Source organism: Actinomyces sp. Marseille-QA0893 (genome assembly GCF_976954355.1).
Map to the genome: position 1 here is coordinate 228,943 of NZ_CDRJSY010000001.1, position 14,210 is coordinate 243,152.

The 14,210-nt window shown below is 56.6% G+C and carries 11 protein-coding genes; 4 read left to right on the forward strand and 7 right to left on the reverse strand.

Annotated features, from left to right (window positions below):
- Positions 1-12: 12 nt before the first annotated feature.
- From ACWNMW_RS01050 to ACWNMW_RS01060, 3 genes are all read right to left on the reverse strand, one after another.
- Positions 13-816 carry a thymidylate synthase gene (locus ACWNMW_RS01050; protein ID WP_449489752.1) on the reverse strand — a complete coding sequence of 268 codons (804 nt, stop codon included), beginning with the start codon at positions 814-816 and terminating at the stop codon, positions 13-15.
- 85 nt (positions 817-901) lie between these two features.
- Positions 902-1,372 (reverse strand): OsmC family protein, encoded by a 471-nt coding sequence (locus ACWNMW_RS01055; protein ID WP_314213122.1) that lies wholly within the window; start codon positions 1,370-1,372, stop codon positions 902-904.
- A gap of 52 nt (positions 1,373-1,424) precedes the next feature.
- The gene (locus tag ACWNMW_RS01060) at positions 1,425-1,940 is read right to left on the reverse strand and encodes a DUF2505 family protein (protein WP_449489753.1); all 516 of its coding nucleotides are present in this window, start codon (positions 1,938-1,940) and stop codon (positions 1,425-1,427) included.
- Between the two features lie 123 nt (positions 1,941-2,063).
- Between ACWNMW_RS01060 and ACWNMW_RS01065 the strand changes: the two genes are divergently transcribed.
- Positions 2,064-3,524, forward strand: a complete 1,461-nt coding sequence (locus ACWNMW_RS01065) for a sensor histidine kinase (protein ID WP_449489974.1) — start codon at positions 2,064-2,066, stop codon at positions 3,522-3,524.
- Between the two features lie 139 nt (positions 3,525-3,663).
- On the opposite strand, the gene ACWNMW_RS01070 is transcribed toward ACWNMW_RS01065, so the two are convergent.
- Positions 3,664-6,666 (reverse strand): UPF0182 family membrane protein, encoded by a 3,003-nt coding sequence (locus ACWNMW_RS01070; RefSeq protein ID WP_449489754.1) that lies wholly within the window; start codon positions 6,664-6,666, stop codon positions 3,664-3,666.
- 94 nt (positions 6,667-6,760) lie between these two features.
- Here ACWNMW_RS01070 and ACWNMW_RS01075 point away from each other — a divergent pair, with 94 nt between their 5' ends.
- Positions 6,761-7,306, forward strand: coding sequence for a PPA1309 family protein (locus ACWNMW_RS01075; RefSeq protein ID WP_299058939.1), 546 nt, complete (start codon positions 6,761-6,763; stop codon positions 7,304-7,306).
- A 39-nt stretch (positions 7,307-7,345) separates the two neighbouring features.
- On the opposite strand, the gene ACWNMW_RS01080 is transcribed toward ACWNMW_RS01075, so the two are convergent.
- On the reverse strand, positions 7,346-8,527 hold the full coding sequence (locus ACWNMW_RS01080) for a YlbL family protein (protein ID WP_449489755.1): 1,182 nt from the start codon (positions 8,525-8,527) through the stop codon (positions 7,346-7,348).
- A 143-nt stretch (positions 8,528-8,670) separates the two neighbouring features.
- Here ACWNMW_RS01080 and ACWNMW_RS01085 point away from each other — a divergent pair, with 143 nt between their 5' ends.
- Together ACWNMW_RS01085 and ACWNMW_RS01090 are read left to right on the forward strand one after the other, a co-directional pair.
- On the forward strand, positions 8,671-10,200 hold the full coding sequence (locus tag ACWNMW_RS01085; RefSeq protein ID WP_295894926.1) for a zinc-dependent metalloprotease: 1,530 nt from the start codon (positions 8,671-8,673) through the stop codon (positions 10,198-10,200).
- Positions 10,201-10,334: 134 nt separating this feature from the next.
- The gene (locus ACWNMW_RS01090; RefSeq protein WP_449489756.1) at positions 10,335-11,117 is read left to right on the forward strand and encodes a hypothetical protein; all 783 of its coding nucleotides are present in this window, start codon (positions 10,335-10,337) and stop codon (positions 11,115-11,117) included.
- On the opposite strand, the gene ACWNMW_RS01095 is transcribed toward ACWNMW_RS01090, so the two are convergent.
- Positions 11,114-13,195 carry an ATP-dependent helicase gene (locus ACWNMW_RS01095; protein WP_449489757.1) on the reverse strand — a complete coding sequence of 694 codons (2,082 nt, stop codon included), beginning with the start codon at positions 13,193-13,195 and terminating at the stop codon, positions 11,114-11,116. The two genes, ACWNMW_RS01090 and ACWNMW_RS01095, sit on opposite strands and share 4 nt — an antisense overlap.
- Positions 13,192-14,172, reverse strand: a complete 981-nt coding sequence (gene nudC, locus ACWNMW_RS01100) for an NAD(+) diphosphatase (protein ID WP_449489758.1) — start codon at positions 14,170-14,172, stop codon at positions 13,192-13,194. Before nudC ends, ACWNMW_RS01095 begins: the two co-directional genes overlap by 4 nt.
- Positions 14,173-14,210 lie beyond the last annotated feature (38 nt).

A 14,210-nucleotide genomic window follows, 5' to 3' on the forward strand; every position in this document is an offset into this window, starting at 1 on the left:
CTCCGCCGTGGTTCACACGGCCACCGGCGCTTTGATCGTCGGGTGATGTTCGTAGCCCTCAATCTCGATGTCGTCGAAATCGTAAGAGAACATTGAATCCGCTTGGCGCAGCTTCAAAGTTGGGAAGGGATAGGGCTCACGCGAGAGCTGTTCATTCACCTGCTCAACATGGTTCGAGTAGATGTGGCAGTCTCCCCCGGTCCAAATAAAGTCGCCAACTTCCAGGCCGGCCTGCTGAGCGAACATGTGGGTCAAGAGCGAATAAGAGGCGATATTGAAGGGAACACCAAGGAACATGTCGGCACTGCGCTGATACAGCTGGAGAGACAAGCGCCCCTGGGCGACATAGAGCTGGAAGAACGCGTGGCAAGGCTCAAGAGCCATCTGCGGAAGATCCCCAACATTCCAAGCGGACACAATCATGCGACGGGAATCAGGGTTAGTCTTCAGTGTCTCTAAAACCTGAGAGATTTGGTCAATCTGACGGCCATCCCCGGCATTCCAGCGGCGCCACTGGACACCGTAAACGGGCCCCAAGTCACCATTTTCATCGGCCCATTCATTCCAGATGCGAACGCCGTTTTCTTGAAGCCACCGCACGTTCGAATCCCCGCTGAGGAACCACAAGAGCTCACCAATGATCGACTTCATGTGGACGCGCTTGGTCGTAATGAGCGGAAAGCCCTGTGAGAGGTCATAGCGGAGCTGTGCACCGAAAAGGGAACGCGTGCCTGTACCCGTGCGGTCGGTCTTTTCCGCACCTTCGCGCATAATCTTTGCCAGTAGGTCTTCGTATTTCCTATCAACCTGGTTCATTACTTTTCCCTTCCGGCTTTGTTCTGCCTCTTTCGCCAGCGCCTACAAGCCTAGTGGCACACGCTGGCGAAAGAGGCAGCAACTCTCAAGATTCGCGAACCTGTTCAGAGGCGATATGCAAGGTGTGAGGCAGCGGCTCAGAAAGGCTATGTGCGATCGTGCAATTGCGCTCAATAGCGGAACCAGCACGACGAAGAAGATTTGCTGTCTCTTCTTCACTAAGCGAAGAGAGGTCCTGAAGAAGCTCAACTTCCATGGAAGTGAAGCGATCGGCGGCCTCGTCATATTCGGCGGAAACGCCGGCAATCTGCGCAAAGTCCTCGCCCAAAACTGCGGCAAAACGCGCATCAGAGGACATTGCATTGCAACCGGCCAGCGCAAGCTTGAGCAAATCACCCGGGGTGAAGCGTCCCGGACCGTCACCGACCAGAACCTCAGCTCCGCGAGCATTACGAGCCACGTACTGACGCACTCCTGTGCGTTCCAAGTACAGAGGCCGTGAGGGGCCACCCGCAGCCGCGACAGACTCTGTTGTTTCGCTAATTTCTTCAGCCATGATGTGTCCTTCCCGTGTTCTTTATCAGTTCACAACCCGAAGTAAAAGGGTTTTATTCCGCGATGTAGTACTCGCCCGCATGTCTCTTGAGCCATGTATCGACGATTTTGTGCTCTCGCTTGAAGAACTCGTCGAAATGAGAGGCCACCGTGGCCTCGACCATGCGTCCAATAAGAGGAATTGCAATTCTGTATTCGCCGCTGAGCGCCCACTGGCACTGATTGAGATCCCACTCCACGGGGCTCACGCTCTGAGTCAGGTGTGCACTGACAGAGACCGCCTCAGCATTCAGGGTGCATCTCGCTTGAAAGTGCCTGGGAGCGACCTGCGTCCACACCTCGTCGTATTCGATGAGGACTTGGTTTTCGACCGCCGAGCGCGCACGCGCGGGAAGGGCGTCGGGGTTGAGTTGTCCACGAACGCTCACGGCGCCTGCCTGCGGATTCTCCACCACGGCCTCGCGAATAAGATCCCCAAAGCGCGTCTGAACGAAATCCCCGTTCGTGCTGATTTCGACGAATGCCTCCGGCGAGCATTGATACTGCGCATCCCCATTGACCTGCATCATTGTCCCATCTTCTTGCCTGCTCCGCCCCTATGTTGAAGCGAAGTCCACAGGAGTGATTGTATCCTTGCCGCCCGTTGATTCTCACAATGAGGCGAGTGCCGCTATTGTGAAGACATGTCGGACATGTCAAGCTTTGCCCAATCTGCAGAAGTCTCATTCACTCCTAAGCTGTCCCCGGGAGCTCACGATCATTTGCACCAGCTCTTGGCTGATTGGCAGGTTCTTGCAGACCTTGCGGCTGCCGACTTGGTGTTGTGGCTTCATACAGACGACGACCGCTTCTTCGCCGCCGAGAATTGCCGCCCGTCAACCTCGATCACCGTTCACGCTGACGATCCGCGGGGCCTGTATCTTCCTCTTGCTCGCGAGGCCGAGCTGCGTGAGGCGATGAGAACCGGCAAGGTCGTGCGCCCGACTTCGCCGCATTGGGCCGGTACCTACTCGGTTCTCGAGGTTTGTGTTCCGATCCCCTACGAGGGCGAAGTTATCGCAGTGCTCACGCGCGAAACGAACCTATCCTCGCCTCGTCTTGCTCAAAACTTTGATACCTGGACAAGTGACGCAGCGGACATCATCTGCGAGATGATCACTCGGGGCGAGTACCCCTACAAGTCTGCTCCGACGGCTTCCGCCCACGGTGTTCCCCGCGTCCAAGACGGAGCGATCCTCATCGATCAAGATGGAAAGGTCCTTCAGACGACCCCCAATGCTATGTCGTGTCTGCGTCGCATTGGAATCCGTCAAGATTCTGTTTTTGGCGAAGTCTTGGCCGAACGCATCACTGATGCTGTGAGCGATGAGAACAGCGTTGAAGAGTCTTTGGCGGTCGTCGTGATGGGACGTGCCCCCTGGCGCGTCGAACTATCGGTTCAAGGGGTCACGATCTCCTTGCGTGCGCTTCCGCTTGTCGATGGTCATAAGCGTCTGGGCGCTGTCATCTTGACGCGTGATATCACCGAGATTCGTCGACGCGAACAAGAACTCATGACAAAGGACGCAACGATTCGCGAGATTCACCACCGCGTGAAGAATAATCTGCAGACGGTTTCGGCTCTGCTGCGTCTTCAGTCTCGCCGTTCTGATCTGGAAAGCGTTCAGGCCGCACTCAAGGAAGCCGAGCGGCGAGTCCAGGCGATTGCGACTGTTCACGAGGCTCTCTCACAAGACGTCAATGAGCAGGTTGATTTTGACGATGTCGCGCGAACGATTGTGAGAATGGCCGGAACGCTTGCCTCAACCGATCATGCGGTCGATGTGACGACCAGCGGTGAGTTCGGCAGCCTTGCAGCAGCACAAGCGCAGGCTATGGCGACTGTTCTCAACGAGCTTGTATCGAATTCGGTTGAGCACGGTCTTGCGGATAAGGACGGGCTGATCCAAGTCCACGCGCAGCGCAACGGTGACCAGCTCATTGTCACAGTCACTGACAATGGTGCAGGAATCCAGCCCGGTCGGGCCATGACGGGTTTGGGAACGCAGATCGTCAATCAGATGGTTCGCGGCGAACTTCGAGGCAGCATCGATTGGGAGCCTGCTGAAGGCGGCGGAACCGTCGTCACGTTGAAGGCCCGTTTATCCGACTGAAAGTTTGTACCCACATCCTTCCTTGAAGAATTAATGAGGAAGCGTCTAGATACAACGCTTGTGATGTGAATGTCGTTGGGGGGGCGGGAGGATTGAAATCCTCCCGCCCCCCCAACGACATCAATCATGTTTCAGCACATCAGGAACCGGAACCCTTTTGTGCTTCCAGGGCCTTTTGAGCCTCAATAGCCTTGGTAAGGGAATCGTTCAAGCGTTTTTGCGATTCACCATAAGCTGCCCAGTCATTGTTCTTCAGGGCATTTTGGCCATCTTGGATGGCCTGATTAGCGTCCTGCAGAGCAGAGGCGAGCTGCTGTGAGGGCTCAGAATTCGTATCGGTATTTTGGTTCTTATCCTTGCCGGAGGTGTCCTTACCCGTCACCTTTGCAGCTGAATCCCCACCGAAGGTTTGATCCAGCGACTCTTGCAAAGTCGGGGCGAATCCAACGCGATTACCAAAAGCCGTCAAGACGAAACGCAGCACCGGATAGTTCGCGCCGCCCGATCCTTGAATGTACACGGGCTGGACGTAGAGAAGGCCTCCACCCACGGGCAGGGTCAAGAGGTTACCCCTAATGACCGTTGAATCCGACAGGTTCAACACGTTCAATTGCGAGGCAATTGTCTGGTTCGTGTCGTAGGCATTTTGGATCTGTCCGGGGCCAGGAACCGTCGTCGAGGAAGGCAGTGCGATCAATCGCAGCTTGCCGTATCCCTCGCGAACTTGCCCAGCTTGGCTTCCCGTTTCCGAATCGACTGCGAGGAAGCCCGCCATGGCCTCGCGCTTGGACTCGCCACCGGGGACGAACACAGAGGTGAGGGAGAACTCTGCGGAGTCCTGCCCAGGCATCTGCATGGTCAGATAGTAGGGCGGCTGCACTCGGATCGCTTGCAGCTGCGAGGAAGTCATGGTCTGAATCGAGCCATTGGCTGTTGCAGCAGTCGAAGTTTCTTCTGCAAGTCGCCAGCGGTCACCACCGGTGTAGAAATCAGCGGCATCACGCACGTGGTAGGACGTGAGAAGGTCACGCTGAACCTTGAACATGTCCTCCGGGTAGCGCAGGTGCCCCATCAGGTCGGCAGAGATATTTGCCTTGGGTTCCACAGTTCCGGGGTAGATCTTCGTCCAGGTATTGAGAATCGGATCGTTATCGTCCCACTGGAACAAACGCACTGATCCGTCATAGGCGTCGACGATGGCCTTCACCGAGTTACGCATGTAGTTGATGGAGTTTCCTTGGATGTACTCTCCCACCGACTGTGAACGCGAATCGACTGTGCTGGAGGACAGCGATTGATGCTGGGCATAGGGGTAGGAATCCGTGGTTGTGTAGGCATCAACAACCCATACCAGACGTTTCGGAGTCGAAGGATCTCCATCGGTATCGACAACCGCCGGGTAAGCCTTCTGTTCCAAAGTCAGGTAAGGCGCGACCTTTGCGACTCGCAGCAAGGGATCACGGTCATACAGGATCTGGGACTCTTCATTCGTTTGAGAGGAGAAGAAGATATCCGTTGACCCGAACTTGATCGAGTACAGGAGCTTATTCCACACATTCCCAACCGAAGGACCACCATTGCCGGTGAAGGTTGTGGAGACCTGACCGCCGGGAGCGTTGTCATCGGGGTAGTCAAGTTCTTGGGGCGCGGTGCCCTCTGGACCGCCAACGATCGAGTAATCAGGCGCCGACTGAGAGAAGTAGACTCGAGGCTCGTAGGATCCCATTTCACCCGTCGAGGGGATGGACTGCTCCCAGTAGGCGGGAAGGCCATCAGAGGTAATGGTGTTACCGTAGGCCGCCACAACACCGAAACCGTGGGTGTAAACGGTGTGCCGGTTGACCCAGGTCTGCTGTTCTTGTGAAAGGCCAGCAAGGTTGAGTTCACGCATCGAGATGACGGTGTCACGACGCTCACCATTGATGGTGTAACGGTCGACGAAGAACCCGGAATCAAAGGAGTAGTAGGGACGGGACTGCTGAAGCTGCTGAACAGTCTTGCGGATCACCTGCGGGTCGAGCAGTCGAATCTGCGAGGTCGATTCCGAGTCTTCACGCAACTGACCGGGTTGAGCACTGGTCGTTGCGTCATAGGTCGTGTAGTCCAAATCATCCAGACCATAGGCACTCAAGGTCGCGTCAATATTGTTCTGAATGTAAGGAGCGTTTAGAGAACGCGCGTTCGGGCGGACCCTGAACTGTTCAATCAACGCGGGGTAGGCGCCACCGATGACCAATGCGGCAACCACGGTGACAACGACGCCGATCGTGGGAAGGCGCCAGGTGCCTCGGAAAGCAGCAATAAGGAAGAGAAGTGCAACCGCGAGCGAAATCACCGCGAGGATCGAGTGCGCGGGAAGGGTGGCGTTGACGTCTGCATACATTGCGCCGTCAATGTTGTCCCCACTTTGAGTGAGCAGCGAGTAGCGGCCGATCCAGTAGTATGCACCGATGATTACCGAGGCCACGGCTGCGAGGATCCCCAGGTGGCGTCGCACCTTCTTCCGAGCGTGCGGGCGCGGAGTGAGCTGCAGTCCTCCGTAGAGGTAGGACACGGCGACCGAGACCGCCAGCGAGAGAAGGACAAGGCGCATCAGGAAAGAGACGACCAGCTCAAGGAAAGGAAGAGTAAAGACGAAGAATGAAACGTCCCACCCGAAAATTGGGTCGGTCTTCCCGAAGGGCGTCGCATTGAGCCAGGTGAGGACAGTCTGCCATCCTTCGGCGAGCCTGATTCCAACGGGGATACCGATCAGTAGAGCAACCAGCCACGCAAGCCCCTTCTTGTGGGGCTCAATTGCTTCTTGGTATTGGCGAAGATTCGCGCCTGCTTCTCCCCTGCCCGATGGCACGCGATGGCGATGAGCCAGACCGATCATCGTACGCAAGAGAGCTACTGAAATCACTGCACCGATGAGTGCCAGCGCAGCGATAGCTCCCCACCGGGTCAAAATGATCCGAGTCGAATGCATCTGCTGGAACCAGAGAATTTCAGTCCAGAACGATGAGGCAGCGTAGACAAAGAGCCCTACGAGCACCAATACCCCAACGGTGATGGCTCCGGGGCCGATCTTGGGTCGGCGGAACTCAATTTTGGGCAATTGGATAGGGTGATTGCCGGCGGAGAAGGGAGAATCGCTCACAAAGCTTCCTCTCTAAAGAATGATCACGATATGTGTATTCTAGCCAGCCGCGCATGCATCTGCGTGTGCCAAGTGCCTGTGGGAAAATGAGCGCATGAATGAACTCACCCCAACTGCTGACCAGCTCGCACTCGCTCATGTCGTCCTCGACATTGAAAAAGCGGCTTCACTGGTTGGCTGGGATCATGCGCCTTCCCTTTATGCTTTGGTACGCACAGCAACTCTTCTCGATCAGCCGGATCTTCCTGAAGAACTCAAAGACGCACTGCGCCAAGAATGGGATGGCACTGATACGCATTTGAGTGCCATCATCCAAGAAGACTTCCAAGGGGAAGACCTCGAAGACATGCTCGCCCACCTTGCATGGCCGCCTTCAGTCGTCGGTGCAGCGCTGAGCCTCGAACGCGTCATTGTTCCCCCCGAGGTGGAAGCACAGGCTCCGGAAGACCCCGATGAAGCTCTTGCCTTCATTTCGAATCATCCGAAGGCTACCGATGTTCGCATTGCAGCGGGAGCCCTGCGCAGCGGTGAGACGTGGAGTGCTCTGCGCGCGCGTACTTTCGACAGCGACGACAAGGTCGGTCAGGGTTCTCAATTGGTCCCCGGGCTAACGGACGCGCTCTTGGCTTCACTTTCCTAAGGAATTGCCGAGGCGCACCTGCCCCTAGCGTTCTCTGGTTTACTTGGCTTCGCAGGTCGGAAGGGAATCCCCACGATCCGCGGCAATCGCATCTACCGCCTCGTGAGCTTCATGAAGGGTCGACACGCGCACGACCCGCAACCCCTCCGGGACGTGCCCAATGACCTGATCGCAATTGCTTTCAGGGGCAAGGAACCAGCTGGCCCCGTCGCGTTTTGCCCCCTGCATTTTCTGTGCAATTCCACCGATTGCACCAACTTTTCCGTCATAGGACATGGTCCCGGTTCCGGCGATCGACTTCCCGCCCGTCATGTCTCCTTCGCTGAGGCGGTCAATGATGCCCAGCGAGAACATCATTCCTGCGGAGGGACCGCCGATGTTCTCCAAGGAGAAATGAATATCAACGGGAAGATTTACCTGTGCGTCCAGGTAGATCCCAAGCTTTGAGCCTTCTGTGTCTCCGGCAGAGGCAGCGGAAACGACCGTTTCTGTCCGTTGATCCTCGCCATTTTTCACCGTGACTTTGAGTGTCGAGCCGGGAGCGACCTTACGCATAATCGCAAAGGGATCAGCCGGGGTTTCGATTGCGTGAAGGACCCCATCGGGGGTTTCAATCGATTGGAGAACATCGCCCTCGCGCAGTTTCCCCTGTGCATCAGAGCCCTCAACTGTGCCCGTAATCTTCACCGTTGCGGGGACTTTCCAGCCAAGCTCCATCAAGGCTGCGACTTTCGCCGTCGACTGCGATCCCGTCATCTGGGCTTTGTTGGCGTTATCAACCTGCTCGCGGGTCACGTTATCGGGGTAGACCTTCGAATAGGGAACCAGTTCCGAGGCCGGGGTCAATTCCGCTTGAATCCAGCCATAGACGTTGAGTCTGCGTCCGGGCCCTCCCATCTCAGAGACGGTCACCATCCGCAATTGACCGCTGTCAGCGTTGGTCGAGGGATCTGGGTTTTTGATTTCTTCACCTGTCAGGGGGTTGGTGCCTGTGATGGAGAGAAGCTCCTCAGTACCATCTTTCGTCGCCGCGGCCCCCAAAATATTCACCGTCGGCCCGGGGAGGCGCGCAACATAGGGCAGCGGGACAACCGCCGCGGCAACGCCAAGAATGCTCATGACGACAACCGTGACCGTTAGTCTACGTAGCCAGCGCAGGTTTCGAGCATTGGACTGCGCGTCTTCTTCGCTCACTTTGGGATTGTCGTGGAGTTCATTCATACCTGTCATTGTCCCTCAGTATGGAAGCATTCGTGAGGCGGAAGTATGTGCAGGTATGTGAAGACGATTGCGCTGTGAGCTAAGTTCGTTCAAAACGAGGCATTGAGCTAGAACGCGGCCCAGCTCACAGCTAGGCTCAACACATGAGCGACAACGAATCGAACATGGAAGAGTTTCTCCGTAACCTGCTCGGCGAGCAGGCAGCCCGAGCGGCAATGGAATCCATGCGCGCTCGTGGGATTGACCCGGAAAGTCTCAACAGCCAATTCCCCGATCCTGAGGTCATGCGGCAGGCACTGACTCAGTTCTCCATCATGATGAATGGTCCTTCGGTTGGACCGGTGGATTGGAAGAGCGCCCTTCAGCTCGCTCAGTCGAAGGCATGGGATTCACGAGAAACTGCCGTGACTGCCGCTCAGGCACAGCGTGCCCGTGAGGCAATGACTGTTGCAGATCTGTGGTTGGATGCCACCGTCGAGTTTTCTCCCGGCCCCGTCAACCGTCAGGTCTGGACTCGCGCCGAGTGGATCGACGGAACCGCTGAGGTATGGAAGAAGATCTGCGAGCCGGTTGCGGCTAATGTCGCCAAGGCCTTCGAGGACGTGCTCAACGAGCAAGAACAGCACCTGCCCGAGCTTGATCCCTCAACGTCAGAAGACATGCCTGATATCGCCAGTTTGCTCAACTCAACGCGCAGCATTTTGCCGAAGATGTCTTCTTTCCTTTTCGCAAGCCAGATCGGTGTCGCCCTTGGCAAAATTGCGCAGAGCGCCATGGGATCCACCGATGTTGGTATTCCTTTGACCAATGGTTCGACAACTGCTCTGGTCGCGCGCAATGTTGAGGATTTCGCCGATGAACTGGACATCCCCTTCGAAGAGGTTCTTCAATTCATTGCCCTGCGTGAGTGTGCACACCGCCGCCTCTTCTCCGGAGTCCCGTGGCTTTCTGGGGATCTGACCCGCGCGGTTGAGCGCTATGCCCAGCACATTGCGATCGATTCACAGGCAGTCGCCGAGGCCGCAGCACATTTCGACCCGGAAAACGGTGAATTCACCGAAGACACTCTCAACGAGCAAATCTTCGCAGCTGCCCCCACTCCCGAGCAGATCGCTGCAATGGAGCGAGTAGAGAACCTCCTTGCCCTCATCGAAGGCTGGGTTGATGTCGTCACTGCTCAGGCAGCCCTCCCCTACTTGCCTCACCTTGAACAGCTTCGCGAACTCATGCGTCGCCGGCGCGCACTGGGCGGTCCAGTTGAGAAGATTCTCGGTAGTCTCATCGGGTTGAAAATGCGTCCGCGGCGTGCACGAGATGCCGCAAAGCTCTTCCAGTTAGTGTTTGAAGACGGCGGAACCCATGCGCGTGAGGATTTGTGGGCGCACCCGGATCTGATCCCCAATAGTAATGAGCTTGATTCCCCGGAAACCTTCGTCGCTCTTCGCCATGCCGAAGCTGAGGCCAGCGCCGATATGGACCAGGCATTGGAGTCTCTCTTGGACGGTTCGATGGGATGGGCCGAGGGCCTTGATCCCTCAATGGATCCCGAGGCCGATACCCTCCGTAAGGCTGGGTACCAGATTGGGCAGCCAGACGAGGCCGCTCGTCCAACAGATTCGGGGGATGATTCCTCAGAGGAACCGCCAAGCGGATCCGACAGCGATCTTTCCTGATACTGACAGGCAAGTATCGAGTTCGTCCACAGGGTGCGCGGGCCTTCGGCGTTTTCCACAGATTGCGCCGAAGTGCCCGCACGAAGTGTCCTTGCGTACACAATGGAATTTATCCATGACAGTGCGGAGGAACAATGACGAACTCTCTCAGCCTTGAAATTAACGGGATTGACCCCGTCACGGTCGCCGCGGTCGACCTCATCGTTCAGACCCTGCCAAGCACCAGAATGCGCTTGGTCGATTCTCGGCGGCTCAGTGCAGAATTAGCGCGCTTATTCCCAGATGAGCACCCGTTTCCGCGCCGTTCTCAAGCAATGCGTGCTCATCTTGAGCAGCGTTACCCTGATCTGCGTTATTGCAATTCGTATTCGCCCGTCGATCTGGCAATTGTGTCTTCTCAAGGTGCCCATAACCTTGAGCAAAGCGATTCTTTCATGCTCGAAGACATTCCCCACATCTTGAGCTGTCAGAGTGAGAGCTGGTGGGATATTGGCCCTCTTGTCATTCCAGGACTCACCTGCTGTGCTCGCTGCATCGATTCATCCTCGGAAGAACGTAGCCCTTCCAAAGGACGAGGCATTGCTCTGTGGCGCCTCGAGGCACCACTTGCCTGGCTCACACATATGGCGGCTTCATGGCTTTCTTTGATGATCTACGATTTTGCGCGCTTTGGCTGTGAACACTCCACCTGCACGAATCGTTTTCTCCGAATCTCGGCTTCAGGTGATGTTTCGTGGCACGAACTCAGTATCAACCCTGAATGTGGCTGTCACTGCGCAGCGTCGAAGCACGCATCCCGCGTGTCGGAACCCATCTGTGAAGTTCCCTCCCCCGCAGGCTTGCATTGCCTCGCTTCACTGCCGCGTACCGAGTTTGACCTCCTGAGCCACAATCTTCGCTATCCCCTGGCTTCTTAAGCAGGATCGGTATCGACTGTGACCTCTTCGCCTCGAATAATCGCCAGAATTTGGGGTCCGAAGTAGTCGATCTTGACTTCGCCGATTCCTTTGATGACGCGGAGCTGAACAAGGGTTTTTGGCTGGGCGATTGCAACATCGCGCAGGGTTTTATCGGTGAGGACCGCAAACGCGGGGATCAAACGCGCCTCGGCCTCGGCTTTTCTCCATGCGCGCAAGCGCTCAAAGAGCTCAATGACTTCCGGGGAATTGTTTTCTTCAAAATCCGCACGGGCCGCTCGCGCTGCGTTCTTCTTGGAGCGGCCTCCTTCAAGCGCGCCTCCTCGGCCCATCCGGGTGCGGCTCTTATCGTCCCGAGGCCACAGATCCTTCAAGAAACGCGAAGCCTTGCGTTTACCATTGCCGCCATGACGAGAACGCGAGTATGAGACACAGAGGCGATCGCGAGCGCGCGTCATTCCCACATAGAGCAAGCGCTTTTCTTCTTCGATCGCGTCTTCTCCTTGTGCTAAGGAAATCGGGATCAGTCCCTCGCTTACTCCCGCGACAAAGACCTTGTCCCATTCCAGCCCTTTGGCGGCATGAAGCGTTGAGAGAGTCACACCTTGGGTCGCAGGTGCGGCCTGTGAGACCTCTCTCTCGGCAAGATCGGCAACGAAAGCTATGAAAGACGCGTCCTTTCTCTGGCGCGCCATCTCAACGATTGCGTTGAGATTATCCCAGCGTTCTCGAAGGGCTCCTTGCCCGCTGGGGGCCTTCGCACTCCACCCGGCAATTCCCACTAGGTCTTCGACCAATTGGACAAGGTCGCTCTCTTCCTTGCCTTCATTGCGCAACATGGTCGCTTGTTTCTTGAGCAGGTACATTGCGCGCCGCACTTCCTCACGTTCGAAGAAGCGCATTCCGGAGTGGACAATGAAAGGAATCCCAGCCTCGGCAAGCTGTGCTTCAAAGGACTCAGACTGCCCATTGGTGCGGTACAAGATTGCGATCGAAGAATACGCAGCACCAGCCTCGTGCAGTTGGCGAATCTCTTCCGCGATACCTCGTGCTTCTTCCGCGTCATCGTCAAAACTGCGATAGCTAACGGGAACGCCGTCTTCTCTCTGAGAGACCAGCTTCACTGCTCCCTTGAGCACCGAAGAATGCTCTCCCTTCATCAAAGCATTGGCAGCACTGACAATCTGCGGGGTTGAGCGATAGTCGCGCACAAGTTCGACGACTCGCGCGCCTTTGTGCGCATCGGCGAAATCTTGGAGGTAACGCGGAGAAGCACCTGCGAAAGAATAAATTGTTTGCGCAACATCTCCGACGACGCAAATATCGTGGCGCCCACCCAACCACAAGTTGAGCAAGTGCTGCTGCAAGGCCGACACGTCCTGGTATTCATCGACGACGAAATAGCGATACTGATCGCGGATCCGCTTGGCGATTGCCGGGTAATCTTGCAGAATTCCCGCGGTGAGGACCAGAACGTCCTCAAAATCAAGGACGCCTCGCTCCTCCTTAGCGATCTGATAGGCCTCCATGACAGAGAGAACGTCGTCCACACTCAAATCTCCCGGCGTGGTGCGAGTATTCGTGCGAACGGCATCGGCATAAGCATCGGCGTCAAGCATGGAGACTTTCGCCCACTCAACTTCCGCCGCAAGATCGCGAACCAGCGCCTTATCCGCACGGATCCCCAAGCGCGCCGCTGCCGACGAAATCAATGAGGCCTTGTGCTCGATCAGCGGGGGCATCGACCCGCCAATGGCACTTGGCCAAAAGAACTGCAATTGGCGCAGTGCCGCCGAGTGAAAAGTGCGTGCTTGGACGCCGGGAACACCTAGCGCTGCCAAACGCTCGCGCATTTCAACGGCCGCACGTTTAGTAAAGGTTACGGCCAAGACATTGGCGGGATCATAAATTCCGCGCGCAACCCCGTAGGCAATGCGATAGGTAATTGCGCGAGTCTTTCCCGTCCCGGCTCCCGCGAGTACGGCCATGGGGCCGGCCGCATACTGGGCGACCGCGCGTTGATCCGGGTCGAGAGCCTCCAGAAGTTTCTCGGCTGTGGATTCGTCGCGGGTGTTCACGAAGCACATCCAAGGTGATGGAGCCACATGTCGATCATCTTTCGCGCAATCGCGGTGTGAGTGGGGATCTCAAGTTCTCCCGATTCGACAAGGGCCATCAGTTCATCGCGAGTCACCCAACGCATGGCATCGACTTCGTCCATATCGGGTTGAGGAGTTGGGGTGCCTTTCACCGAGGCGGTGAAGCCCATCATGACCGAGCGCGGGAATGGCCAGGGTTGAGTTGCGAAATAGCGGACGTCTTCGACGTCGAGGTTTGCTTCTTCTTTTGCTTCGCGAACGACAGCGTGTTCGGGGGTTTCTCCTGCTTCCACGAATCCGGCGATGAGCGACATGAATGCGGGTGTCCACGAGCGGTTGTGCCCAAGAAGAATCCGGTCTTCTTCATCGGTAATCAAAACGATCACCGCAGGATCTTGGCGCGGGTATTCCAAGCGATCACACTGCACGCAGCGTTGGATTTCTCCCCCATTTTCACTGCACATCTGCCCGCCGCAGCGCGAGCAATACCGGGTTTCTTCTTGCCAGTGCAGCAATGCAAGCGCCCGTCCCGCACTGGTGCAATCTGCGCTTTCCAATTGCGCGGCCTCGTGACGCAAGGAAAGCCAGGAAAGTTCCTCCAGCGGCACATCCCACTTATCGCGCAGGGAGGCAAGGCTTTCTTCGGATACGATCGCGACAAAACGCACAACCTCGCGCGAATCTACTCCGGCAAAGAACACGCGATCACAGTCTTCAACTACTGCCCCCATATTCCACGCTTCGTAAAGCCCTTTGTTCACAGGGAGCACCGCGACCTTACCTTCAGTCGTCATCGCGAGGATGCGAAGCTCTTGTGCATGTTCGTCGAGTTCATCGCGCAGCGCGCTATAGCCTCCGGGCGCGCTCAAGCGTCGGGCCCACGCGCCAAGTTCACGCGGGAAAAACAGTTGTTCGTCGGCAAAGGGAAGACCATTGATCGTGTCGAAAAGGGGCATGCTGTAACCGTAGCCGTCCTTCGCTTCAACCACAACGC

What these genes read in the sequence shown, in the direction of transcription:
- ACWNMW_RS01050 (WP_449489752.1), bottom strand. Translation starts at nt 816, where the DNA reads ATGAACCAGGTTGATAGGAAATACGAAGACCTACTGGCAAAGATTATG.
- ACWNMW_RS01055 (WP_314213122.1), bottom strand. Translation starts at nt 1,372, where the DNA reads ATGGCTGAAGAAATTAGCGAAACAACAGAGTCTGTCGCGGCTGCGGGT.
- ACWNMW_RS01060 (WP_449489753.1), bottom strand. Translation starts at nt 1,940, where the DNA reads ATGATGCAGGTCAATGGGGATGCGCAGTATCAATGCTCGCCGGAGGCA.
- ACWNMW_RS01065 (WP_449489974.1), top strand. Translation starts at nt 2,064, where the DNA reads ATGTCAAGCTTTGCCCAATCTGCAGAAGTCTCATTCACTCCTAAGCTG.
- ACWNMW_RS01075 (WP_299058939.1), top strand. Translation starts at nt 6,761, where the DNA reads ATGAATGAACTCACCCCAACTGCTGACCAGCTCGCACTCGCTCATGTC.
- ACWNMW_RS01080 (WP_449489755.1), bottom strand. Translation starts at nt 8,527, where the DNA reads ATGAATGAACTCCACGACAATCCCAAAGTGAGCGAAGAAGACGCGCAG.
- ACWNMW_RS01085 (WP_295894926.1), top strand. Translation starts at nt 8,671, where the DNA reads ATGAGCGACAACGAATCGAACATGGAAGAGTTTCTCCGTAACCTGCTC.
- ACWNMW_RS01090 (WP_449489756.1), top strand. Translation starts at nt 10,335, where the DNA reads ATGACGAACTCTCTCAGCCTTGAAATTAACGGGATTGACCCCGTCACG.
- nudC (WP_449489758.1), bottom strand. Translation starts at nt 14,172, where the DNA reads ATGCCCCTTTTCGACACGATCAATGGTCTTCCCTTTGCCGACGAACAA.